Here is a 23,307-nt window from a genome sequence, read left to right on the forward strand (position 1 = left end):
AATTTGGGTCAGGAAATAATAACTTATGAAACACCTGTTACCTGCACTAATACTGCTGGCCACCTGTTGGTCCTGCTCAAAAGACCGTACTTCCAACCAGGGAGGCACTGGCGATACCACACAGTTAAAAAATTACACCAAGGATCTAACCATAGTTAACTGGAATATTGAATGGTTTGGTTCCTCACGGTTTGCGGGGGATCCGGGTGTCCAGGAATCCAATGCCGGCAGGATCCTGCGTTATCTGGATGCCGATCTGTACGGGATCTGCGAAGTGGTAGATACAGCCCGGTTTGGAAGCATGATCCGGCGCTATATGGGCGGCGAATTCCGGTATGTGATCAGCCCCTATCCAAGGATCGATCAGAAACTGGCCATCGTCTATAATAAAAATATTTTCAGAAATGTACGCGCACGGCCATTTATGAGTACGAGCGCGACAGCTGCCGTGTACTTTGCTTCCGGGCGTTTCCCGTTCCTGTTTACCGCAGAGGCAGTCGTAAACGGTCAAAGAAATACGGTGCACTTTATCCTGCTTCATGCAAAAGCCGGCAGCGGCAGGGATGCCTATGAGCAGCGGAGTGATGGCTCCCGGGAGCTCAAGGATAGTATCGATACCTATCTCCCGGGTCAGAACTGCATGGTTTTCGGCGATTTTAATGACCATCTTAATGGCAGCATTATACCGGGTTCAGCTTCTCCTTATCAGAATTTTATCAATGATGCGGCCCGCTATCGGCCGGTAACACTGCCCCTGAATGCTCCCGGGTACCAGTCAACGATCACCTTCCCGAATTCGGTAATTGACCAGCAGCTCATTTCCGGGAGGATGGCGTACTGGTACAGGAGCGGCTCGGCAAAGATCAGGACGGACGTGGTGGCCGTGGTTCCGGACTACAGGTCCGGCAAAACATCTGATCACTACCCGGTATCGTCAGTATACAATATAGCCGACTGACGGCAGAAGGGGCATTGAAACTGCTGCTGTGCTTGGGGAATTATGACTGTTATAGACTCCAGGACCGGCTCCCCCTCCGGTACGGGAGTGTATCAGGCAGACCTGTCAGCGGAGAAAGACAGGATACTGAAAAAGCAGGCGCAATGGCGTGCTTTGGTGCAAATTAAATTTTGTTTTTCCCTATGCAGAATTTGTAACTTTGCAGTGGTTCTTTGGTTTATCGGTTCACCTTAAAATACAGCAATATGACACTGATTCAACGTATTGAGTTTTGGGGAGAAAAGCATCATCCTGCCTGGATGGATATCGTACGCATAGGGTTGGGAATATTCCTGATCTTTAAAGGCGTTCAGTTCATTAACAATTACAATACCCTGATGGACCTGATGCCGGACTGGATGTCGTTCAGTTCGTTTATGACCATTCTTATAGGGCATTATATTGTAGGGGCCCATATCCTGGGTGGAGTCCTTATTACATTAGGATTGCTGACCAGGGCGGCCTGCCTGATGCAGATCCCCATCCTGCTGGGCGCCGTGTTCTTTGCCGGAATGTCTGGTAATGTGTTACACCCTTTTTCCAACCTGTTGCTGGCAATAGTGGTATTGCTGCTGCTGATCTACTTTTTAGTAGCCAGTAACGGTCCCTGGTCGCTGGATGCGATTCATGCAGGGGAAGAGGAAAAGAAGCGGTAGGTCCATTATAAAATGAGCTTATTGCCGGTCGTAATACGCTGACCGAAGGCATACCAGGAGATTGTTGGCGGCATGCTGATCCGGGGTGGCGGGTAAACGGCTTTCCCGGTAAAGGGTTTTTAACCGGCGCATCATTGTTTCGGCTTTATGCACCAGTTCGTCATAATCATATTTGCCTTCTTTAATTTGTAACAGCAATGCACGGTCGGTCCTCCTCACATATATTTTATGATCCTCCGCAATTTCCAGGGCCATCCTGAGTAAACGGAACACATGCATCATGTTCTTGGAATCGTAGTTCTTCCCGTGCCGGACCGAGCCCTGATAACGTGTCTCGTTCCTCTTTGCCACCCAATCCCAATATTCCCTGTATTCTTTACAATATACAGAATAACCGTCCCTGTTAAAGTAGAGAAGACCCAGCGGCTCCGCATCCCGGGGAACTGCACTGGTACAAACATCATTAGAATCTTCCTTTCTGAATATTCCTGAATAGAGGCTTCCTGCGGAATGATACAACTGGTAGCAGTCCCTGAAATGGGCAAGACTGGTTAAACCCATCGACTCCTGGGAAAAAGATCGTTCCCGCAAGTAGCTATTTAATGGCATGGCTTTCTTTTCGATATATACATAACAAAAATCAGCCGGGCTTTTCCGTTCTCTATTTACAGGATTGGCGATCTTCTTTTCCAGTCCCCGGGCTTTCCTGATCTGACTATAGGCATAGTTGGCAAAACTCTGTTCGCATAAGCGTGACAAAAAATATTCCTGTTTAACGAGGTTCATTAAAGGATCACACAATAAGATACAGTCATCAGGAGTGGCCAGGAGTTCCAGTATATTGGGATTGTTTTTTGCCAACAGCTCAATGAAACGCTTTAACTCATAATATACGATATCATTGGTTTCATTGGATACCTGGGGTATATACTCCATCGAGTAATACCAGTTACGGGGCAGTATAAAAACGCCTTTGATATCTGTATCCGAAGCCGGAGTGTCTAACCCGTAAGCCTTGCTGCCGGAGATACATTCAAATATCAGCCAGCCGTTCTCCTTTATCGTATCAATCGTAAGTTGGGTCATTGAGTTTGTTTATAAAATAATGATTCAATAGGTCCATATTGCTGTTGTTGACCTTCAATGCGCTCCTGGAAGCCTCCAATTGCTCAAATAACCCATCGAGCCGGTTAAAAAGCGATGTGGCGCCTTTATGGTCATAGCTTTCCGGTTTTGTAGCTTTTAAGGCTACAAGGCGAAGGATGGTTTTGCTGATCCGGGGACTGGTATATTTCAACAGTTTTTCCAGTTCCATAGGGGGCACTGTATCATCATGCAGGATCCAGTTACAGGAGAGGAGGGAGCGCAACATATAAAAGAAGCCTTTTAATTTAAACGGTATTCCGGGCCGGCATGTTTCCCTGAATTTCAATACCAGTGAATGATGATGAAAAAACACTGCGATCGGTGAATAATACGCCCGTATCAGTTGGCGGAACTCCTGTTTGAATCCCGGAGCGGCATAGTAAACAATGGGCGATTGGAACCGTTCTATTAAGGGTATATTCGATTTTTTTAGCAGCAACAAGGATTTTTTCAGGTCCCAACCGGTGATGTCCAGATCATTTTTTATCAAACTGAGTGCGTCCTTTTGGGTGGCTAAGGAAAGATACCAGTTCCGGTGATGCCTGTAGATAAAGCGGATATCGTAGTCACTGTCCGGGGAGGGAAAACCCCAGGCCCTGCTGCCGGTTTCACAGGCATAAAGTAAGGTGACGTCCTTCTCAGCTGCCAGTTCTTTTAGTGTATGTAATATGTGTTGATGCACGGTGGATTATTTTAATTCAAAAGTATGCTGCTACTGTGCAGTCTTTTTGCATAGATGAAAAATATACCAGGAAAAATAAAAGATATCCTGAATATGCCGTTTGAAGCAGCTATTTCATGGTTGATATAAAAGGACCTGTAAGGCGCTTTCTGCCTTGCAGGTCCGTACTTTATTTGCCCGGAACAAAAAGCTGCTTTAGCTGGTCGATCAGTACGCCGTTTCCGCTAACGCTGATATTGCTGATCTTGTCGGCGATCTTTTCCACGTATTCCATCTCTTTCAGTTTCCAGAGCATGGCATTTTCTTCCATCATCTTTGCGGTGTTCAGCAGGCTCCGGGTGCTGGCTGTTTCTTCCCTCCGCATAATGGTATTGGCCTGGGCCTTCTTTTCAGCAACCAGTACCTGGTTCATGATCTCCCGGATATCGCCGGGCAGGATAATGTCCCGGATGCCCAGGCCAGTAACCTGTACCCCCAGTGCAGCAGCAGCTGTTGCTGCCTGTTGCAATACAAGAGGAGCGATGCTTTCCCTCTTTTCCAGCAGTTCATCAAAGGCGAAACCGGCTACATATTCCCGGAGGCTCTGCTGAATGGCTACATACAACTGCCGGTCGTAACCTGCATTGTCGAGTAACGCTGTTGCTGCGTCTACAACCCGGTATTGTGCCCATGCATTGATCCGCAGGTTCGCCTTATCCTTCGTAAGGATTTCCTGCCCATTGATCTCAAGTTGCTGCTGCCGGGTGTCTGCTTTAGCTACATGAATGGTGATCGCATTCTTCCACCAGTAGTGTGTACCCGGCTTCAGTTCACCCTGCGACTTGCCATCTACAAACAACAAAGCCTTTTCATAGCTTTCCACTTTATAGGTTCTTACATAAGAAGCCACCAGTTTGTGCTCCAGCAAGTCCCGGTGAATGTTTTCCGTGATTTTTATTTTGGTAAGATCTGCTTTTACAAAATCGTACCGGATCGCCGATTTCCAGAAAGCGTACCGTCCGGCAGTAAGCACTTGTTGAAACAGGCCGTTCTGGAATTGCAGGGCAATTTCATGATCGGCTACTTCAATGACTTCGAGCGCGTTTGCAAGTTCGGTGTCCCGCAGCAACAGGTTCAGCTCTACCGGAGGCTGGAACGGTTGACTGATGTTATAAACGACGGCATTTTTCCGCCACAGCCAGTAGGCCCCTTCCCGGAGCATCTTCTGATAGGCTCCTCTTTTAAAAATCAATGCCAGCTGTTGTGCATTTACGGTTACTTTCTTCATGATCTTATGGTTTAAATAGTTTCGTTTTAAAATGTTCATCCTCTTGAGAAGGAAAAATGTTGGCCGGCAACCACCCGTCTGCTACGGGGGCAGGCTTCAGCCCGGTAGTGAAAACCGGTTTGCTTTTGGAGTACTGCAGCGGGTGCGGTAATCCGCAGCAAAGCGGGATCCGGTGCCGGTTGTTTACACCTGCCCGCAGGTGCTTCGGGGTTGCCGCTCTGTTGCAATGCCGGGGCATTGGACCTGAACAGCTGGCGCCGGCCGTCATTTTTCAGTGAGCATCCTTTTATAGAAGGGATGCGCTTCTTTTGCCTACATTAACAGTGTAGTGTTCTGCCATTGAACGATCACGTATGATGCGTGGCGGGATTCGAACCCGCAAATTGCCTGTTGCGCTACCTGCTGCGCTACCCCGTTTTACAACGGGAGAGGGATTCGAACCCCCGACCTACAGATCCTGGTGCTATGCCGGTTTCTTAACAAGAGCATACAGTACGTTACAACGACTGCACTGCGGTGCCTGAAATACACCTGCCTGGCTTTTAAGAAACGGTCAACAGCGCGTTTTGCCTTACGGCAATATGTTTGATCAAAGAACTTGCTCCATTTATGATACAAAGCTGAAATGCAACTGTGCAATCTTTTTGCATAGTTGGAAAAATATTTTATTTTTCCTCAAATTTTTTTATGCCTGTTAATCGCAACGCACTGATCCGCTACCGCACTATTGACAAATGCCTGCAAAACCGCCGCCGTAAATGGACCATTGAAAACCTGATCGATGCCTGTAACGACGCGCTTTATGAGTATGAAGACATTGAGAAAGGCGTGAGCCTGCGTACCATACGCATGGATCTGAATGCCATGCGCAGTGATAAACTGGGATACAATGCTCCGATCATCGTAACTGATAAGAAATACTATACCTATGAAGACCCGGGGTACAGCATTTCAAAGATCCCGTTATCACACCAGGACCTGGACGTGCTGCAGGATGTATCGTTTCTCTTACAGCAGTTCAAAGGATTCAGTCATTTTAACGATCTGGATGAACTCCTGCAGCGCCTGGAAGATAAGATCTATACGGAGCGGGAACAGCAAACCCCGGTGATCGATTTCGAAAAGAACGATCTGCTTGCCGGCATTCACTGGCTGGATGCCCTGCATAAAGCGATCATCAAAAAGCGGACTTTGCAGGTTACCTACCAGAGCTTTTCCGCGCGCCAGCCGGCAGACCTTGTCGTATATCCGTATCTGCTCAAAGAATTCCGTAACCGCTGGTTCCTTTTGTGCATGCATCGCAAGGGGAAGACACTGCTGACGCTTGCACTTGATCGCATAGCAGGTGTTACAGAACTGCCGGATGAAACTTACCTGGTGCATAAAGGCTTTAACGCCGCTACCTATTTTAATGATATTATCGGCGTAACGAGGAATGTGGCTGATCAGCCAACGCAAATCACCTTTATGGCCAATGCAAAACATGCACCTTATATCCGGACCAAGCCCATCCATGGCTCACAACGATTGGTTTCCACCGCAAACGGATGGACTACTTTTACCATTGAAGTGATCCCGAATTTTGAACTGGAACGGGAACTGCTCGGCTTTGGCGAAGGGCTGCGTGTGACGGCTCCGGCATCTTTGGTACGGATCTTAAAGCGGCGTGTGCGGAAAATGCAGGAATTGTATACACCTGTCAATGATGACCGCTAAAAGAGCATGATTGCTTCCTTGAATTGGTGCGTAACATCAAAGCACAGTGTTGCTTTTGCAACAAGGTTCCCCAATAACGGTCAGGCCGTGCTTTCTGCCGCTGTCAGCTGAAAACCGATCGGCGACGCTCCTGTTCGTTTGCTGGCTACCGGTTCAAAATTACAGATCTCCGCCAGGGTGCAGGGCTCGGTGATGGCCTGTGTATATCCCAGGTGCCTTGCGAGAGCCCTTGCCTTCTCCACACCCAGTTTTCCAAATTCGTATTTGGCAATCAGCCGGCCCTCCCGCAATAATGCCTCGTCAATAAGCGTCAATGCACTGTTAAACGTGCAGATCAGCTGGATGTTTAAAAAGTCGGCCAGTAATCCATCAGAGATATTTAACAGGTTCGATACAGATGAATCGGCACTATAACGGCGATCCATAATGATGTTTTCCGCATCCTCAATGATCAGTACCGTATCCGGGTTGTTGATCAGCAGCTGGATAAAATCAGGACTGGTTAAATTGCCGGCAATGGAAGGGGAGAGGAAGAGCACCCGCTTCCGGATCTTTCCGACCAGGTAGCGGAGATACGAAGTTTTTCCGGTACCGGGCAGTCCGTGCAGCAGTACAATACCTTTATCCTTTTTCCGGTTCAGCCGCTGCCGGATGCAGGCATCCACGGCCTTGAAATCTGCTTCATAAAAAAGATCCAGGTTGAGTTTGTTCCTTTTTATTTCCATGGACCGTAACAGCAACCGGCTTCCATCGCGTACGATCAGGTTGATCTCCAACGGCTCCTTTTTCTTCTTTTCCTGGAATTGTTGCAGCAGGGTTACAATGGCTTCCGTCAACGAAGCCTGATGACCATCGTGCAGGATCTCGCACCAGCCTTCATCCAGTTCTATAATACAGCCATTCTGTAAAAGAAAGATGGCCGTTTCGTACTGGAATTTTTTATGCTTCCGCTTGAACCACTGGTGTTGAAAGATATGCCGGGTATGATCGGCTAACAATTGCTTTAGGGGTGCAAATGCTTTGCTGCCGTCCAGCTGGCCGATGAACAGCGTACTGGGCAGCTTTCCAAACTCATGCAGGTACAGCACTTTCGCATTGATGAAAGAATTGCCGAATAGCTCGTTCGTATTAATGACTCTTTGTATAGGTTCCTGTTCCATTTTTGTTGAGTTAAACTTTATGACCTCACAGAACCGGAGGCCATAAAGTGTTTGATTTGAGTGTTTTTGGCAACGGCCTTATTGTACAATTTTATTGGCGCAGCTGGAACTTGCAAAGGCATATGGTTTGGCTTTACAAATCCAGCCCATCCCGGAAACATAGCCCATGGCTTCGCTGAGTGCGGCGTTGCTTTTATACGCGGCATCCGTGTTGATATCCACATGTAGCTCCGGGGCAATGCCGTGGGTATTAAAAACAGCGCTCAGTTGCAATGTCAGCTGCACCGTTTTATCGACTTCCAATAACATCCGCTCCCGGATGCTCATCTTTTGGCGCAGTATTTCTTTCCGGAGGAAAAGAAAAGCGCCCCTTCCTTTTCGTACAAAAACGATCACAGTCGCAAACTCAATAACGGCGCCTTTTACCTGGCTGTCCGTGCCCAGGCATACCTGTAGGGTATGGCCGGCTTTCCGTTCGGCTATTAACGCTTTGTTTACTTCTTCAGCCACGGATCCGGTCAGGAATGTTCCGCCGAACCGCCGCCATTGCTCTTGTTTCATCGGGTTCATTTTTAATCTTCAAACTGTTCGCTTTTTATTTCGTCCAGCCATTGGGGGACGTTTTTCTTCTTGGAGAAAATAAGTTCTTTTGACTTCGGATCGCAGCGGTAATGCTTATATCCGAGGCGCCCGGCTCTTAATTTTGCAAGTCTCCGGTTGTAACAATTTTTTTCGAGGTACTGCTCTGTCTGTTTTATCAACGAGCTCAGCTCTGGGTCAATGATCCTTTTTTTGCTGATCATATGGGGCTGCACCGTTAAGGTGAAACGCCAGGGCTCTGAAAATACGAAATGTTTGGACCGGTAGCCATATTGGGTCCGCCATTGTTCATAAAAGAACAGTTGTTCCTGCGGTGAAAAGTGCTTCTTAAAGTTCCGTTCGCCGGGAGCCTGCAGGTGCTGTTCTTTTGCCAGGTAGACCTTTCGGCCCCGTTTTCTTTTCTTGATGGTAAAATCCTTCCTCCAGCTGTAATCCGTTGTGTTGATCTTTTTTAGTAACTGCTCAAAAAAAACAGCCTGTTTGCCCGTGGCGACATCTTCTTTCAATACAAAGAAGCGCTTCCAGCCCCTTTGAAAGGGAGGCGTTAACGGTTCCCATCCCAGGTTCCACCTTTTTTTATAAAGTATATTCAGCCTGAAATCCAGTTCCAGTAACTGTTTGTCGAAATCTTTATACCGGAGCCGCTTCTTTTGTCGTTCGGTACGGATCCTGTATGAGCCAATTTTAGCCCCAAATTGTTTAATAAGTTTTGTGTCCATAATGAATGTACTTGCATGTTTAACCATCGCGCCGCGTGGCGCATTTTATCTGTCATTATGAACAGGTATTCCTTTTTCATTTTTTTAATTTTTAGCACGGGTTACCGGAATCGAACCGGTGTCGATGATTTTGGAGATCATCATAATGCCATTATACCAAACCCATATGTTTGCGGTGCCCTGGTTCTGATAGCTATCGCATGCGCGTCAAGATAAAAAACAGGTCTATTGTCATAAAATGTAGTATGAATAAGCCTTTGGAGGCCGAAAAGGGCCTGATCTTTTGATAGCAGGCGCAGCGCGCCGCAAATAATGGTAACCAGAACTCCCAGGGACTTGCCCGTAGCCGCAGCGCGGCGGGAATCTTTTCGGGGGAGACTTATATTACCGGTGCACTGCACCTCTGTTCCATCTCCTGTTCGTTGCTAATAAAGGCAACGCTGCGCTGCAGCTTTGGCCTTTGACCACTATTCCCAAAATTAACCTGACGCGCATGCGATAGCTATCGGGAGTACCTTCCTCGTCCCGTCTTCATCGGGATGCATCGACCAGTGCTGCCAAAGCACTTTTTGACGGCATCGCCGGATTTGAAGCAGCAACCTGTTGCGTATGACGCAACTGCGCAGTTTCTTGTTGGTTTAGCAGGATTCGAACCCGCATTTCCTCATTCGTAATGAGGCGTTCTGTTCCCTTGAACTATAAACCAGCATCTGAAATGGTACGGCTTTCAGATTTGAACTGAAAACGATCATGCGCTACTTACCTTTCAGAAAGAAAGGGGAATGATCATGTTACCCTTACACCAAGCCGTATTGGTTGACCCCGGGACTCGAACCCTGTTCTCCACAGTCACAATGTGGTGTTTTACCTGTTAAACCAGGGCCAACATAAACACCCCGCTGCATCCGCGGGCGTGTTTTCTCCTTTTCTGCAACTAATCAGTTATCGCAACCTTACGGAAGCCGGATCATCGATCTTGGGTGCAACCGGATCCGCTGTAGTGCCGGTTGTTTTTTTGCCGCCGGCAATTTTTTCTGCAATAAATACCAGCAGTATGATGATAAAAATGATGTTCATGGTACACCTCCTTTTGTGTAATAAAAAACCCGGCCTTCCAGGACCGGGTTTGCTACATCGTCATGTTTTTTTATACATGAAGCTTTGTAAAAAACTCCGGTTCCCGTTTTTTCGATTTACGAATACGCAGATGCATAGCTCCGCCATTAGTCTGGCTGGAGACGGGTATCATCATTGTAAATCGAGGGAATGGGGTTGTTCGATTCATTGATTCCATATAAATAAAAACCCCGCAATTGCTTGCGGGGCCTGAATTTTATTAAAAAATTATTTCTAACTTTCTACAGCAAATGCCCCGCAACGCGTATTCAGTCCTATCGGGCTGAACCACGCTTTTGTTTCAATATGTAAATTCTTGCGTTGCATTTTAATTTTTTTTTATTTGCGTATGCAAAGTTGTAAATCCTTTTTTATATAGCAAAATTTTTTCTGATATTTTTTTAAGAAAGTTAAAGAATGGATGTTGTGTTCTGGACTGTTGTAATATATGATCTTCGATTGGCAACGATCTTCGTGTTCTTTTTTTTTCTCTCTTTTCTTCTGCCGGAGTCATGTATCGCGTCGATGATATGGCCCCTGCCTGATGGGAGTCTGCACAATGATATCTGCGGTAAATGGAAGTATATGTACCTTCAGCTGGCGCGCTACCGGGATTGATTTATTTTTGAAGCAAAACAGAACCACCCATGATAACAATAAAACAAATCAACATGCAGGGTCCACTCTACAAACAGGAGCAGGATCTGCGGAACCGTATTTTGTTACGCCCCATTGGGTTGCCGGATCATGGTTGGGAGATGGACGATCATAAGGCCTGGCATTTTGTAGCAGTGGAGAACGAACAGGTTATCGGATGCGTGATCCTGGTGCCGCTTGAAGAAGGACAATCCCAATTAAAGCAGATGGCGGTTGAAACAATGTTTCAATCCAAAGGGATCGGGCGATTGTTAATAACAGCTTTACTTAGGTTTGCAAAAAAACAGCAGCTGGCGGCGATTGTGTGTCATGCACAGGACACCGCCATTCCCTTTTATGTAAAAAATGGTTTTGAAATTTATGGTGAACCTTTTGTGGAAGTGGGCGTACCGCACCATCCGATGCGGATCACGCTATGAACCGATGACCTTCGGAAATTGATTAGTGAATCCGGTCCCCACGCAGCTCCATTTCCTGCATGATCACCGCTTCATGTGCCAGCCATTCGGCCCAGCGTTTCCGTACCTGTTCTTTTTGGAGATAGGTTTCTGCCAACTCAATAAAGAGGGTATAGTGGCCGGCCTCGCTTTCCATAAAGCGCCGGTAAAATTTGCTCATATAGGCATCGTTCAATCCTTCGCTCAGCCGTTTAAACCGTTCACAGCTCCGGGCCTCGATCATGGCCATCGTTAATAGCTTGTCGAGAAAGAATTCGTCGGGACTTCCGCCTTTAGCCTGGAACAGCAATAGGGCATTTACATATTCATCTTTTCGCTGGCGTCCCAGTTTTAAGCCTCTTTTTTCAAGTTCTTGCAATACGAGCCGGAAATGGCCCCATTCTTCTGTAACGATCGGGGCAAGTGATTTTACCAGTTGCGCTTTATCGCTGTAACGCTGAATAAGGGAAATGCAGCTGGTTGCTGCCTTCTGTTCGCAATAGGCGTGATCGGTTAAAATTGCTTCCAACGAGATCTCTGCGAGGTTTACCCAGCGCGGATCCGTGGGCAGCTGTAAGCCTAAGATGTTCTTTGTGTCCTGTGAAAGTTCCATATGCAGCGAAATTAATGAAATTATACCCGGGTTGGTGTGCATTGTTTCAAAGCGTTTATGCCGGCATACCGGCTCTTTGTTTACATGCAGCAATGATCCTGTGATAACTGCAGCGCCGGTATTTTATATAGTGCATCTAATCAGGGGGGCGCCCGTTTCAAACCAGGGGATTGGGGAACTACCTGAAAAAGGTGAGTATCTCCGGATTGTGAGCGGATTTGTGTATTTTATTCCCTATTTTTTTTTACTTTAGACGAAAAATACAACGTTGCTTATGTTTATTTTGAATCCACGTCTTGCTGCTGATATATTTGAAGGAGAGTATATTATTGCTAATCTGGATACAGGGTTGTATTACAGCGTGCAGGGGCTCGCCGTTTCGCTGCTCAATGCGCTGCCTTTTGAGGATGAAGCCGATCTTGTCCGTTCTTTTTGTGAAAGTCTGCCACAGCATGCTGCTGTTATTGAAGCCGAGCTCATACCTGTTTTTCGTCAGTTACTGGATGAAGATATTGTCCGCAGCGTTGAAGGTGCGGGCATCACAGCCAGGGCCCGGCCGGATGCTCCCGTGGCATATCAACCCCCGAAATTTAATAAATATGCCGATATGCAGGATCTGCTGATGTTAGACCCGATCCATGATGTTGATGAGGAAGGTTGGGTGGTACAGAAGGAATCCTAAAAATACAGTTGTTTTGAATCTTAATGATTATTTTTCCCGCCTGCTTTCTTTGTTTACCGCATTGCCCGCTTATCGTACTGACAGTTTATTGCTGGCCGGCAGAAGTGTGTGCCTGAATACCCCTTCAGAAGTCTTACATAGCAGGCTGATCCCTGCGCTGTCACATCTCCTGGTTGATTCCGGGGACACTGCCGCAGCGCTGACCATCTGGTATGCGGTAGATGCAGACCTGCCTGGTAAGGTAACGGCGCCGCCCTGGTCCGGATTTAATGCGCAGGGGTTCAATACAACATTGGATCAGGAGGGAGTGCAGATCTTCTTTCAACCCTGGCAACGACAGGTCTTCCTGTATTCAAGACAAAAACGTACGGGTATTTACTGGGTGCAGACGCCGGAAGACCTGCCCTGGTGGGAAGCCAGTTTCCCTTTCCGGGTCATTTTTCATTTCTGGACGCGGGATCTGCCCGCACAGCTGGTGCATGCCGGCGCTATTGCCAAAGGGGGCAAAGGGGTATTGATCACGGGCCCCAGCGGATCGGGGAAGTCTACATCCTGTCTTACCCTGTTGCGCTGCGGTTACCAGTACCTGGGTGACGATTATGTATGGGTAGAGTTAGGAGAAGGTCTGAAAGTATATACGCTTTATCAAACGGCCAAGGTGGAGCCGGAAAACCTGAGGAAGCGCTTTCCTGATTGGATGCGGCATGTTGTTAATAAAGAATTACTGGGGCAGCAAAAAGCCATTTTTTATATCAGGGAATTATGGCAGGATTCGTTTATTACTGTTGCGGATCTAAGTGCCATTTTATTACCCAGGGTCATGCATCAGGAGCACTCCGTTTTTGAGCGTATAAGACCCACCCAGGCGTTGTTGGCTATGGCGCCCACCACCTTGCATCATTTGCCGCATCACCGTGAGGCGGCCTATCAGAAAATGATGCAGCTCAGCGCGGTCCTGCCTGGTTTCCGGTGGAATCTGGGAACGGATCCTAAACAGTTTGAACAATCATTTGACCAATTATATTCAGATGCATTATCCCAGGATCAGTGTTATCATACCCACGCACAATAACGGCCCGGAGCTTTTTAATGCTTTACAGAGCATCGTTGGGCAGGACCTGGTCTGCAATGGCCGGTGCGAACTGGATATCATTGTTGTCAATGATGCGTCCGGGGCCGCTGCCCAGCCGTTTTTACAACAGCTTATGGAACGGTACCCGCAGGTGCGGCTTATTGCTCATGATACGCAGAAGGGTCCGGCTGCCGCGCGGAATACGGGTATCAGGGCGGCCCGGGGTGAGCTGATTAGTTTCCTGGATGCGGATGATGAATGGCCGTTGAATAAACTCAGCCTGTTGCTGCCCCTGCTGGAGGATCCGGAGGTGGATGTGGCAGGTGGAAAAATAAAATACCTGTTGCAGGAAGGCACTCCGGAATTGCACATGAGATATGAGGATGATGAAAACAGGCTGAGCCACGTGCACCTGGGAGCCCTGCTGGTACGGGGACGTATCTTTCAACAGGCGTTTTTTTTTGACGAAAGCCTGAACTACAGCGAGGATATAGACTGGTGGCTCCGTTTAAAGGAGCAGCAGGTTAAAATTGTGCTTCTGGAGGCAACCACGCTGTTATATCATGTACATGGCAGTAATATGTCGGTGCACAAAAGTATAAAGGAATTACAACTTTTAAAAGTATTGCATAAAGCCGCGCAGCGCAGAAAAAATAGTATACAAATGAATCACATACCTCAGCTGAAGGACTACCGGGTGCAGAAGGAAGATCCATTGATCAGCATCATCCTTCCTCTTTACAATGGAAAAGACCTGGTAATAAAGTCGATCGGGAGTGTGCTTGATCAAAGCTATCTCAACTGGGAACTGTTGGTGGTTGACGACGGTTCAACCGATGGGGGCGCCGGCTTCATCAGCAGTCGCTATCCGCAGGCCCGGATCATCCGGCAGGCCAATGCGGGTGTGGCTGCAGCCAGGAATAAAGGCATAGAGAACGCCCGCGGGGAGGTCATCGCTTTTCTCGACCAGGATGATGAATGGATGCCGGATAAGCTACGCCTGCAGTGGGAGGTGCTTAAACAGGATCCGTATTGTGCATTTGTTACCTGTAACCAGTATTTTGTTTGCGAGCAAGATGTTGTGCTGCCGGCCAACTTTAGTGAAAAGCTCCTGGAAGAGCACCGGGGGCTGGTGCCCAGCGCACTGCTGATCCGTAAACAGGCATTGCTGCAGGTGCATAATTTTGATGAGTCGCTGGATGTGAGCAGCGATTTTGAGCTGATCCGCCGGCTCCGGAAAGCGGGTCTCGGGGAAAAGAATGTTGAGCAGCTGCTCCTGCGGAAATGGTACCATGGAGCAAATGCCAGCCTCAACAAAGCCGCATTGCGCAAGGAAATACTGGGCTTGCTTCATCGACAAATCAGGAATCAATGAACGCACCCCTGATAGATGTTATTATAGCCGTGTATAATGGTCAGAAATTTATCGGTGAGGCTATTGCATCGGTGCAGGCTCAAACCTGCAAAGCGTTGCGGATCCTTGTTGCGGATGATGGTTCTGAAGATCAGACGGCGACTATCGTTGAATCCCTGATGGCAGCTGATCAGCGTATCGAGTTATTAAAATATCCGCACCGGGGGGTATCCGCTACACTCAATGCGGCTATTGCGCAGGGCTCGGCACCCTTTATCGCTTTTTTGGACGCGGATGATTTATGGAACAATGAAAAGTTAGAAAAGCAGATGGAGGCCCTGCTTGAGGATACGGCCGATATATGTTTTTGTATGATCCGTGAATTTGAGACCCTGGCCGGTAAAGGAGCGGCTATACAGCAGGCCCGGCCGGAGCCTTTAAAGGGATATTCGAAAACGGCCTTCCTTGGGAAGCGGGTGCTCTTTGAGACTTATGGCGGTTTTGATGAGCAGGTTTCGATCGGCGATTTTGTTGAGTGGTTCAGCCGGGTTATAAGGGCGGGGGGAAAGGAGATCCTGCTGAGCGAGGTACTGGCTTACCGACGGATACACGATCATAACACAACCCTTGGTGTGGATAAAACAGCTTTCCTGGGATTGATAAAAGCGCATTTAGACAAAAAAAGAAAACCGGATGTTCATGCCCAGGGATCGGATCAGTAAATATTTGCAATGGTCTGGCTTTCTCCGGATGATCCCCAAAAAGCAATTGCTTTCAACGCTTGCCTACGGGATATTCCGCATAGTGGCTGCAACGATTTGGCCGTATTTCCTGTATCGCTATCTCAAGGGAAATACATTGCCGCATGTTACCGAACTGATACCCGGAGTGCTGGGCGTTTTATTGTTGTTGATAGGCAGCGGAGTGGCATCCTACCGGCAATCGGCCATTAACATCGGGTTGCTCAAGACTTTTTCACTGGAGCTTACGGAGCGCATCTGGAAAAAGATGCATGCTTTGGAATGGCTGCATTTTCACCGCAAAAGCAGGGTGTATTATTTTGATATGATGATGGTGGAAGCCTGGCGCCTGCGTGGCGCCATGGGAGCGGTGCTTGAGGTGCTGGCTGTTAACGGTATCATTGCTGTAGCGCTTATTATTGTCATAGCGCTGATCAGCTTCCCCTTATTTTTATTGTGCCTGGGCGCACTGGCGGTTCTGGGAGTCCTTCATATCTATGCTATGCGACAGCAGCGGCCCAGCATTCAGCGGTTTCACGCCGCCTGGCGCACACAGCACCATTGGGTTGCCAAAAGTGTGGACCAGTTTGATCTGATTAAAATGGGCAGGGGCTATAACCGGTCCGCAAGTCAGAACCGGGCAGAGACGAATAGTTTTCTGGAGGCTAATTCGGAAAAGCTCCGGCAGCAATCGCGGTGGCGTATCGTGAACCAGGCCGCCGGCAACCTGGTACGGGTGCTCATCTTCCTGGTAGGCGTCTTTTGGTTGCAACAGGGCTATGTACAGTTTAGCGAACTGCTGATCGTGTTGCTGCTTGTAAGTGTTGTACAAAGTAACCTGATGCAGGTGCCCGGCGCGGTGAGCGCGCTCATGGAAGGCCAGGATGCAGCACTTACCCTGACTGAATTTTTCGACCTTGAAGAAGAGCAGATTAAAGTGGTTGAGCCATCCGGTATGAACCCGATCGAACAGCTGTCCTTTAAGGGAGCGGGCTATCTGTACAAGGGGGGCGCGGGAATACAGGCGCTGGATCTGGACCTGGTACGGGGTAAGATCTACCTTTGGCAGGGGCGGAATGGCAGTGGTAAATCCACAGCAGCGCATATGCTCATGGGGTTGCTGAAGCCCCAGGAAGGCTACCTGTTTTTGAACGGAGAACCGGCCAGCTGGGATCTGTTGAAGACATTGCGCCCCCGGTTCGGCTTTTTAGATCAGGATGCCCCGGTATTTATGGGCAGTCTCAAAGAGAATGCGCTCTTTGGCCATGAAGAACCGGAGCGTGCCTGGGCCGGCCTGGGCAGTTCCTGGCTGTCTGGCCTGTTGCCTTCGGGTGGCAATCCCGGCAGCCGCCTTGTGGGCGAGCGGGGTGAAGGGTTGTCTGGCGGAGAGGTAAAGCGCATTGCACTGATCCGCGAGCTGCTGCGTTCACAAGAAGTGCTGATCCTTGATGAGCCGCTCAATCATCTGGATGCGTATACCATCCAGGTACTGAAGGAGGAGGTCGTTCATTTAAAGAAAGATATGATCATTATTATCATTAGTCACCAACCAGGTTTTGAATCCATTGCCGATGAAATCCGTTCTTTCTGATCCCGTTGATAACCTGAGTGTGGCTCAAACACTGCTGGTGCGTGCATGCCTGGCCGGGGATAAAGCCGAACGTGAAGGCTATGTACGTGCATGGGAGGAGGAAGTACAGATCATGGAGCTGGATTTTAGCTCCATGCGCCTGGTGCCGTACCTGCTGCATAAAAACCAGGAGGATGGGATCAGCTGCCGGCACGACAAGCGGCTTAAGGTGATTTATAAATACTGGTGGCTGCGTACACAGCATATCAGCAACCAGCTTCAACAGACACATGAAGCCTTCCTGGCTGCCGGCATCAATGTGGTGGTGATCAAAGGAGGATCCCTGAGACAGTATTATGAGCGGGCTGAATTAAGACCGATGGCTGATTTTGATCTGCTGGTCCGGGAACAGGAACTTCAGCAAGCCTTTGAGGTCCTTCAGCGACTACATTTTGTTCCGGATAAACTGGAAATGATATGCCTTGAAAAAATGCCCCGCCTCCTCTCTGACTTTGTACATGCGGTATCCTGTACCAGTCACAGCAGTGATACCTTCATGGATCTGCACTGGAAAATCGGATCGGGTTGTACAAAACAGTTTACGGCCCGGTTATGGGATCATCTGGTGCCGTGCCCGGGGGTGCCGGGAGCCCAAAAGCCGGCATTGGCATACGAAGTATTTATGATCCTGATCCATGCGGGAAATATGGGTAACAGGGACAACCTGAACTGGATCCTTGATATGGCATTGTTAAATACCCGGCTGGATGAAGTGGTATGGCAGGAAGCACGGCAGCTGGCGCTTGATGAAAAAAAGGAGGACCTGTTTGATTATGCCTGTAAAGTACTATTGCAATTGGGGGTGCCGGCCCCGGATCCGGGTGCCGTAAAGGTGCCGCGGCGGCTGGCTTATAAAACGATCAGCAAAGAGGGCGCTATACAATGGATCCTTAACGGTCCGCGTACGGCGAAGAACCTGATGTATATAGTAGGCCGCCTTTACCCAAATACAAATCTGTGGGGCAGGTGCTATCACTTTATGAGGAATGTAAAATTTGTTTTTGCATCCAAGCAGATCCGCAAACGTATGGATCTGTAGCACAATAATGTCCGACAGCAGGCATAAAGCTATCCGTGTATAGCTCCCCTGTATTGTTGCAAATGCATGAAGCAGACGCTGAATGCCCGGCAGTTCTGGCAGAACGGCAATTGGATGTAAACGGATTTTCCGGGTGGCTCTCATAAAAAAAGTTCCCGGCCGGGAACTTTGAAAATAAGATGGGAGAGGACCGGTCAGTATCCGGGATTTTGTTTCAGGTTGGGATTTACAGGAATCTGCTGGCTTGGGATGGGGTAGACAAGCGTTTTTGGATCGGGGTCAGCCGCTTTTTCCTGCCAGGCCTGAAGGAATTTTCCAAAACGGATCAGGTCTTGCCGGCGCCACCCTTCCCAGTACAGCTCCCTTGCACGCTCGTCCAGTAAAAGGTCGAGGGTTAGGCCGCCAACGGCATTGATACCGCGGTTGTCACGGATCTTATTGACCAAAACCAGCACTTCTGCTGGGGTACTGCCGGTGCCTCCTCTTAAAACGGCTTCGGCCTGCATCAGCAATACATCGGAGTACCGGAATACCACCCAGTCGTTATTGCGCTGCCCGTTACTGGCATAATCAAACGCATACTTAAGCGGCCGGATGCCGGCGGTTTCCAGGGTGGCGCCAGAGGTCCGGATCGTAACCTCGCGCGTAAATACGAGCGGAGCGTTGGAAGGATTCCGGGCCATTAACGGTTGATTGGTGGTCCAGTTGTATTGCTGTCCTGCAAAGAATCCTACATTCTGCCGGTGAAATGCTTTTGATTTGTTGGAAGTGGTATCTGCCGGGTAATTGTAGTAAATACCTCTTCTTTCATCCGTGGCACCAAATTTATCGTAGTAGTCAGACAGGGTGCACCAGCCATTCCATCCGCCGGGGTTCATGTTGTAATGCGCAATCGTATTCCAGGTACGGTCAACGTTTCCACCCCGTACACCATTCTGATTATAAAGGGTAAAAATGTTTTCCGTTGACTTGGAATCGTTGTCGGGCGCAAAGTTATCGAAGTACCTGCCGCTGGGCGAAACGCTGTATTTTGCCGTAGCGGTAATTTCTTTGGCCAGAGCTACCACCCGGTTCATATCGGCCGCATCAAAGGTGGGCGCCTGGCGGTTCTGGAAGGTGCCTTTGTTCAGATATACTTTCATCAGCAATGTTTTAGCTGCATTTTTGTTGGCTACATATGCTGAAGTTGGTTCTCCTGCCGGCAGGCCGGGCAGGGCTTCGGTAAGTTCTTTAATGATGTAGTCCATAGCCTCTGCAGGCTGCATTACCCTGGGCGGGATCTTGTAATCGTCCAGTGAAGTGCCTTCCCGGATGGGAGCTACTCCAAACAGGTCAACAAAATCAAAGATGGCCAGGGCGCGGATGAATCGGGCTTCTGCTTTTTGTTGCTCACTCGGGTTAAACCGCAGCACGTTTGTGGCATTGAACACAAGCGTGCCCAGACTTACAAACGTATTATTCATGTACCCGTTGTCCGCGTTCCAGGTATGGAGGTGTATGGACCGGTGCATACCGTTATCGTCCCAGTCGCCGCCGCGGGTTGGGGCCATTGCAGCGTCTGTGGATATTTCCTGCAATACCCAACGCTGCTCCTGCTGGTACGGCGTGTTGAAGGCGCTGTAGGCAGAGGTAAGCAGGGCTGCAGGGTCAACAACACCACCGCTGCCTTCCTCCAGTTCTCCCCGGAACTCTTCATTGAGCTTGGTGCAGGAGGCAGAAAGTACCAGGGCGCCCAGGATGGTGGTATAAATAATAGATCTTGATTTCATATTGATTACGTATTTAGAGCGAAAAATTGATTCCCAGTAAAATGGTTCTTGCCGGAGGGTAGGGCAGGTATTCAATACCCAGGGATGCAATGCCACCACTGGAACCGTCGGTATTTACTTCCGGATCAAATCCGGTGTATTTGGTAATGACGAACAGGTTCTGACCGGTTAATGAAATGTTGAAGTTTCGGAGTGTGCTGCCGATGTCTCCCACTTTATAGCTGAAGGTCATATTTGCCATCTTCATATAATTCCCTTTTTCAAGGTAGCGGTCAGAAGGCGCTGCAGAATTGGAGGTGGATTCTTTAACAGCGGTATTAAAGAATGCAGACCCGATATTTCTTGCAGAAAGGTTGCTCACCCCTAATGTAGTGGCCGCCGTATTGTTGAACAGATAGTGACCCAAAGCCCCATTTATGTTGGCAGCAAAACTGAATTTCTTATAGCTCAGGTTTGTGGAAACGCCTAACAGGGTTTTGGGATTCGGACTGTTCAAATAGAACTTATTGGTAGCCGGATCATTTTTGGTGCTCACGCTGCCATCCAGGCCCCGGTACATGCTCATGCCGGTTTCCGGATCGATGCCCTCAAACTTAGCCAGGTACCATACATTCAGTGGCTGATCGTTCACCATCCGCTGACCCGTTACACCGGAAAATCCCTGACCGCGGAGGGCCGCCGTTTCGTAGTAGCCCAGCAAACCGCTTACACTGTTTTTAAGAAAAGTGGCATTGGCCGAGAGGTCCCAGTTCCATCCGTTTTTCCGGATGATATTACCGGTTAAAGCGATTTCCACCCCTTTGTTAATGATTTCTCCCTCCAGGTTCACCCAAATGCGGCCGGCCGGGCCGGGAGGTGCAAGGGTTTGTTCAAATAAGGCATCGGTTGTGGTTTTGTTGAAATAATCAATGGACCCGGAGATCCGGTTATGCAATACGGCAAAGTCGATACCAACGTTTAAAGTTGTGGAGGTTTCCCATTTCAGATTGTCGTTTTTAATATTGGTTTGGTTATACACACCGGTGCCGAAAACAAACCGGTTAAGAGAGGCTCCGGAAAGGAACTCCTGATTGCCGGTCTTACCCCATCCCACCCTGAATTTTAACTGGTTGATATTGCTGTTGCCTTTTAAGAAACCTTCTTCGGCAACATTCCACGCAAAGGCCAGCGAGGGGAATACCGCGTATTTGTAGTTTTTACCAAATTTGGTAGAACCATCTCTTCTTACCGTTGCGGTTAAAAGATACCGGTCCAGATAATTGAATGCACCTCTCAAAAACTCAGACTGCAACTGATTGGTCGGACTTCTGTAGGAGGCGATTTCGCGGGTGGAAACCGTGGTGTATTGTAAATAGTTCCAATAATCCAGCCCCAGGTAATTGAAGCCTCTTCCATAGCTGGAATTGTTATCAAAATCATAGTCCAGGTATTCATAACCGGCAACTGCATTAATGCTCAGGTCGGGATTGATCTGTTTATTATAAGAAAGCGTATGGGTCATCTGCTGGTTGGTTTCTGCATTATTAGAGATGAACGCTTCTTCGTTGTTGGCGCTGCTCGGGTTGATGAGCCCGGCGCGATACATACCTCTCCTGCTGCCGGTCTGGCGCATAGCACTATACATGAATTTGTATTCCAGTTCGTCGGTTATCTTATAATAGGGGGCAATGTTTGCCACAATAGTGTTGGTTACCGCCTGGTCTTTAAACGCATCAATACTGGCTAGAGGATTTCTTGTGGTTGTGCTTACAAAAGTGGGGTTTCCTTTCTCGTCTCTCAGAGGGCGCGTGGGGTTCCATTGCAATGCCTGTGAGATGACGTTACCCTGGGAGCCTACCATTGCGCTGATGGGAGCGTATTTGTTGTTCAGCTGTGTTACAAATAGCGCAAAATCCAATCCCAGCCTCCGGTTCTCCAGGAAACGGAAATTGCCGGTAAAGTTGGCCGTGTATTTTTTTAACTGCGATCCGATGATGATTCCATTCTGATTCATATATCCTCCGGACAGCCTGTATTTGCCATGTTCAGTACCGCCGGCTACATCCGCATAATAATTTTGAGTGATGGCGCTCCGGGTAATGGCTTCAAATGCGTCTACATTGCTTCCAAAGTCGGCGGTAGCAGCATCGTTAGGTGTATAAAATTTTACCGCTTCGCGGAACCGGGCAGCATCCAGTATCTGCGGATACTCCCGGATCCGGGATGTTCCTACAGAGGCGCCCGCAGAAATAATCGGCTGGCCTGCCTTTCCTTTTTTTGTGGTGATCAGCACCACACCATTAGCTCCCCTTGAACCATAAATGGCTGTTGCGGATGCGTCTTTCAGGATATCCATGCTTGCGATGTCTCCGGGATTCAGATAGGTAAGAGGATTGCCCCGGTCCGAAGAAAAATCGCCCCTTCCCGCAGGCAGGGGTGAGTTGCCCGACATGGGGATCCCATCCAACACAAACAAGGGATTATTACTGGCCCGGATGGATGAGTTGCCCCGTATCCGTACCGTTACGGTACCTCCCGGCTGACCGGTATTGTTGATCACCATCACACCGGGTGTTTTACCCTGGATCAGCTGATCGGGATTGGTCATGATCCCTTTATTAAAGTTTTTTTCATTGATGGTTACCATGGCACCGGTAAGGTCTTTTTTCCGGGCCGTACCATAACCAATGACCACTACCTCTTCCAGGGCCTGCTGAGAAGGTTTGAGGCTGATGGAAAGGTCATCACCGGTAATGGCCACATCCTGTGTAGCATACCCGACAAAAGAAACCTGCAATGTTTTTGCATTGGCTGGTACATTCAGGATAAAGGAACCATCGTCTTTCGATAGTGTGGCGGTTTGGCTGCCTTTGATCTCAATAGTGGCGCCTGCCACGGGTTGATTTTTGTCGTCCGTTACTTTGCCCTGTATGATGTTTGTCTGGGCCACTGCGGCAGCGGTTACAAGCAAAAAGACAAAGATCATAAGGCTTTGTACAAGCGATTTGATTTTCATACGCATTCCTGTTGATTCGTTAATTTGATTTAGATTTCTAAAAGGACTCTCATGTATATTTTTATTATGTACCGAGTACACAATATTTGTTAAAAATATTTAAAACGATCGGAATAAAAAAATATAAAGTGGGTTAAATTATTATGTACGTCACATTGATCTGTTCCGGATAACCGGAACGTGAGGCGGGAACCAGGTTGGTTAGCTGTGGTTGCACAGCTTGGGGGGCTTCACGCCCTTCCCGGTAATAAAAGTATTCG

General features: G+C 48.4%; 20 protein-coding genes and 4 tRNA genes. 10 read left to right on the forward strand and 14 right to left on the reverse strand.

What is annotated here, in order from left to right:
* Positions 1-25 precede the first annotated feature (25 nt).
* Complete coding sequence (locus tag BLS44_RS03125) at positions 26-958, forward strand: exonuclease/endonuclease/phosphatase family protein (RefSeq protein WP_090388526.1); 933 nt, start codon at positions 26-28, stop codon at positions 956-958.
* A 245-nt stretch (positions 959-1,203) separates the two neighbouring features.
* Positions 1,204-1,653 (forward strand): DoxX family protein, encoded by a 450-nt coding sequence (locus tag BLS44_RS03130; protein ID WP_090388639.1) that lies wholly within the window; start codon positions 1,204-1,206, stop codon positions 1,651-1,653.
* Between the two features lie 18 nt (positions 1,654-1,671).
* On the opposite strand, the gene BLS44_RS03135 is transcribed toward BLS44_RS03130, so the two are convergent.
* The 4 genes from BLS44_RS03135 to BLS44_RS26430 all read right to left on the reverse strand — a co-directional run bounded on the left by BLS44_RS03135 (position 1,672) and on the right by BLS44_RS26430 (position 5,162).
* The gene (locus BLS44_RS03135; RefSeq protein WP_090388527.1) at positions 1,672-2,739 is read right to left on the reverse strand and encodes a nucleotidyltransferase domain-containing protein; all 1,068 of its coding nucleotides are present in this window, start codon (positions 2,737-2,739) and stop codon (positions 1,672-1,674) included.
* The gene (locus tag BLS44_RS03140) at positions 2,720-3,481 is read right to left on the reverse strand and encodes a nucleotidyltransferase domain-containing protein (RefSeq protein ID WP_090388528.1); all 762 of its coding nucleotides are present in this window, start codon (positions 3,479-3,481) and stop codon (positions 2,720-2,722) included. Before BLS44_RS03140 ends, BLS44_RS03135 begins: the two co-directional genes overlap by 20 nt.
* Positions 3,482-3,650: 169 nt before the next feature.
* Complete coding sequence (locus tag BLS44_RS03145; protein WP_090388640.1) at positions 3,651-4,748, reverse strand: slipin family protein; 1,098 nt, start codon at positions 4,746-4,748, stop codon at positions 3,651-3,653.
* Positions 4,749-5,102: 354 nt separating this feature from the next.
* Positions 5,103-5,162 (reverse strand) — tRNA-OTHER (locus tag BLS44_RS26430).
* A 273-nt stretch (positions 5,163-5,435) separates the two neighbouring features.
* Between BLS44_RS26430 and BLS44_RS03155 the strand changes: the two genes are divergently transcribed.
* Positions 5,436-6,464 carry a helix-turn-helix transcriptional regulator gene (locus BLS44_RS03155; RefSeq protein ID WP_090388530.1) on the forward strand — a complete coding sequence of 343 codons (1,029 nt, stop codon included), beginning with the start codon at positions 5,436-5,438 and terminating at the stop codon, positions 6,462-6,464.
* An 80-nt stretch (positions 6,465-6,544) separates the two neighbouring features.
* Here the strand turns inward: BLS44_RS03155 and BLS44_RS03160 are convergent, their stop codons facing one another.
* The 7 genes from BLS44_RS03160 to BLS44_RS27005 form a co-directional block, all read right to left on the reverse strand.
* A complete protein-coding gene (locus BLS44_RS03160) occupies positions 6,545-7,624 on the reverse strand; it encodes an AAA family ATPase (RefSeq protein ID WP_090388531.1) in 1,080 nt (359 codons plus the stop codon).
* A 78-nt stretch (positions 7,625-7,702) separates the two neighbouring features.
* Positions 7,703-8,185 carry a ribonuclease H-like YkuK family protein gene (locus BLS44_RS03165; protein WP_090388641.1) on the reverse strand — a complete coding sequence of 161 codons (483 nt, stop codon included), beginning with the start codon at positions 8,183-8,185 and terminating at the stop codon, positions 7,703-7,705.
* Between the two features lie 11 nt (positions 8,186-8,196).
* Positions 8,197-8,943, reverse strand: a complete 747-nt coding sequence (locus tag BLS44_RS03170) for a hypothetical protein (RefSeq protein ID WP_143019643.1) — start codon at positions 8,941-8,943, stop codon at positions 8,197-8,199.
* A 95-nt stretch (positions 8,944-9,038) separates the two neighbouring features.
* A tRNA-Trp gene (locus tag BLS44_RS26435) sits at positions 9,039-9,109 on the reverse strand.
* Between the two features lie 467 nt (positions 9,110-9,576).
* A tRNA-Arg gene (locus tag BLS44_RS03175) sits at positions 9,577-9,649 on the reverse strand.
* A 107-nt stretch (positions 9,650-9,756) separates the two neighbouring features.
* Positions 9,757-9,828, reverse strand: a tRNA-His gene (locus BLS44_RS03180).
* Positions 9,829-9,885: 57 nt separating this feature from the next.
* Positions 9,886-10,020, reverse strand: a complete 135-nt coding sequence (locus tag BLS44_RS27005) for a hypothetical protein (RefSeq protein WP_262492838.1) — start codon at positions 10,018-10,020, stop codon at positions 9,886-9,888.
* A gap of 710 nt (positions 10,021-10,730) precedes the next feature.
* On the opposite strand from BLS44_RS27005, the gene BLS44_RS03190 reads away from it, so the two are divergent.
* Entirely contained in the window at positions 10,731-11,135 is a 405-nt protein-coding gene (locus BLS44_RS03190; protein ID WP_245729081.1) for a GNAT family N-acetyltransferase, read from the forward strand.
* Between the two features lie 22 nt (positions 11,136-11,157).
* Here BLS44_RS03190 and miaE read toward each other — a convergent pair whose 3' ends face one another.
* The gene (gene miaE, locus BLS44_RS03195) at positions 11,158-11,766 is read right to left on the reverse strand and encodes a MiaE family protein (protein ID WP_090388643.1); all 609 of its coding nucleotides are present in this window, start codon (positions 11,764-11,766) and stop codon (positions 11,158-11,160) included.
* A 274-nt stretch (positions 11,767-12,040) separates the two neighbouring features.
* Here miaE and BLS44_RS03200 point away from each other — a divergent pair, with 274 nt between their 5' ends.
* The 6 genes from BLS44_RS03200 to BLS44_RS03225 are packed head-to-tail and all read left to right on the forward strand — an operon-like array spanning position 12,041 to position 18,283.
* Complete coding sequence (locus BLS44_RS03200; protein ID WP_090388534.1) at positions 12,041-12,448, forward strand: hypothetical protein; 408 nt, start codon at positions 12,041-12,043, stop codon at positions 12,446-12,448.
* 13 nt (positions 12,449-12,461) lie between these two features.
* Positions 12,462-13,520, forward strand: a complete 1,059-nt coding sequence (locus BLS44_RS03205) for a hypothetical protein (protein WP_090388535.1) — start codon at positions 12,462-12,464, stop codon at positions 13,518-13,520.
* Positions 13,459-14,895, forward strand: coding sequence for a glycosyltransferase family 2 protein (locus tag BLS44_RS03210; RefSeq protein WP_143019644.1), 1,437 nt, complete (start codon positions 13,459-13,461; stop codon positions 14,893-14,895). The genes BLS44_RS03205 and BLS44_RS03210 overlap by 62 nt, the downstream gene beginning before the upstream one ends.
* Positions 14,892-15,596, forward strand: a complete 705-nt coding sequence (locus tag BLS44_RS03215) for a glycosyltransferase family 2 protein (protein WP_176954294.1) — start codon at positions 14,892-14,894, stop codon at positions 15,594-15,596. The genes BLS44_RS03210 and BLS44_RS03215 overlap by 4 nt, the downstream gene beginning before the upstream one ends.
* Positions 15,574-17,205: an ABC transporter ATP-binding protein gene (locus tag BLS44_RS03220; protein WP_176954295.1), complete on the forward strand. Its 1,632-nt coding sequence runs from the start codon at positions 15,574-15,576 to the stop codon at positions 17,203-17,205. The genes BLS44_RS03215 and BLS44_RS03220 overlap by 23 nt, the downstream gene beginning before the upstream one ends.
* Entirely contained in the window at positions 17,186-18,283 is a 1,098-nt protein-coding gene (locus BLS44_RS03225; protein WP_090388539.1) for a nucleotidyltransferase family protein, read from the forward strand. Before BLS44_RS03220 ends, BLS44_RS03225 begins: the two co-directional genes overlap by 20 nt.
* Before the next feature lie 194 nt (positions 18,284-18,477).
* On the opposite strand, the gene BLS44_RS03230 is transcribed toward BLS44_RS03225, so the two are convergent.
* Positions 18,478-20,052, reverse strand: a complete 1,575-nt coding sequence (locus tag BLS44_RS03230) for a RagB/SusD family nutrient uptake outer membrane protein (RefSeq protein ID WP_090388540.1) — start codon at positions 20,050-20,052, stop codon at positions 18,478-18,480.
* A gap of 13 nt (positions 20,053-20,065) precedes the next feature.
* On the reverse strand, positions 20,066-23,047 hold the full coding sequence (locus BLS44_RS03235) for a SusC/RagA family TonB-linked outer membrane protein (protein WP_090388644.1): 2,982 nt from the start codon (positions 23,045-23,047) through the stop codon (positions 20,066-20,068).
* Positions 23,048-23,307: the final 260 nt, after the last annotated feature.

The organism is Niabella drilacis, assembly GCF_900101395.1.
Classification (GTDB): Bacteria; Bacteroidota; Bacteroidia; order Chitinophagales; family Chitinophagaceae; genus Niabella; species Niabella drilacis.

What these genes read in the sequence shown, in the direction of transcription:
- BLS44_RS27005 (WP_262492838.1), bottom strand. Translation starts at nt 10,020, where the DNA reads ATGAACATCATTTTTATCATCATACTGCTGGTATTTATTGCAGAAAAA.
- BLS44_RS03230 (WP_090388540.1), bottom strand. Translation starts at nt 20,052, where the DNA reads ATGAAATCAAGATCTATTATTTATACCACCATCCTGGGCGCCCTGGTA.
- BLS44_RS03220 (WP_176954295.1), top strand. Translation starts at nt 15,574, where the DNA reads ATGCCCAGGGATCGGATCAGTAAATATTTGCAATGGTCTGGCTTTCTC.
- BLS44_RS03170 (WP_143019643.1), bottom strand. Translation starts at nt 8,943, where the DNA reads ATGGACACAAAACTTATTAAACAATTTGGGGCTAAAATTGGCTCATAC.
- BLS44_RS03235 (WP_090388644.1), bottom strand. Translation starts at nt 23,047, where the DNA reads ATGAAAATCAAATCGCTTGTACAAAGCCTTATGATCTTTGTCTTTTTG.
- miaE (WP_090388643.1), bottom strand. Translation starts at nt 11,766, where the DNA reads ATGGAACTTTCACAGGACACAAAGAACATCTTAGGCTTACAGCTGCCC.
- BLS44_RS03215 (WP_176954294.1), top strand. Translation starts at nt 14,892, where the DNA reads ATGAACGCACCCCTGATAGATGTTATTATAGCCGTGTATAATGGTCAG.
- BLS44_RS03125 (WP_090388526.1), top strand. Translation starts at nt 26, where the DNA reads ATGAAACACCTGTTACCTGCACTAATACTGCTGGCCACCTGTTGGTCC.
- BLS44_RS03165 (WP_090388641.1), bottom strand. Translation starts at nt 8,185, where the DNA reads ATGAAACAAGAGCAATGGCGGCGGTTCGGCGGAACATTCCTGACCGGA.
- BLS44_RS03155 (WP_090388530.1), top strand. Translation starts at nt 5,436, where the DNA reads ATGCCTGTTAATCGCAACGCACTGATCCGCTACCGCACTATTGACAAA.
- BLS44_RS03160 (WP_090388531.1), bottom strand. Translation starts at nt 7,624, where the DNA reads ATGGAACAGGAACCTATACAAAGAGTCATTAATACGAACGAGCTATTC.
- BLS44_RS03145 (WP_090388640.1), bottom strand. Translation starts at nt 4,748, where the DNA reads ATGAAGAAAGTAACCGTAAATGCACAACAGCTGGCATTGATTTTTAAA.
- BLS44_RS03130 (WP_090388639.1), top strand. Translation starts at nt 1,204, where the DNA reads ATGACACTGATTCAACGTATTGAGTTTTGGGGAGAAAAGCATCATCCT.
- BLS44_RS03200 (WP_090388534.1), top strand. Translation starts at nt 12,041, where the DNA reads ATGTTTATTTTGAATCCACGTCTTGCTGCTGATATATTTGAAGGAGAG.
- BLS44_RS03225 (WP_090388539.1), top strand. Translation starts at nt 17,186, where the DNA reads ATGAAATCCGTTCTTTCTGATCCCGTTGATAACCTGAGTGTGGCTCAA.
- BLS44_RS03190 (WP_245729081.1), top strand. Translation starts at nt 10,731, where the DNA reads ATGCAGGGTCCACTCTACAAACAGGAGCAGGATCTGCGGAACCGTATT.
- BLS44_RS03135 (WP_090388527.1), bottom strand. Translation starts at nt 2,739, where the DNA reads ATGACCCAACTTACGATTGATACGATAAAGGAGAACGGCTGGCTGATA.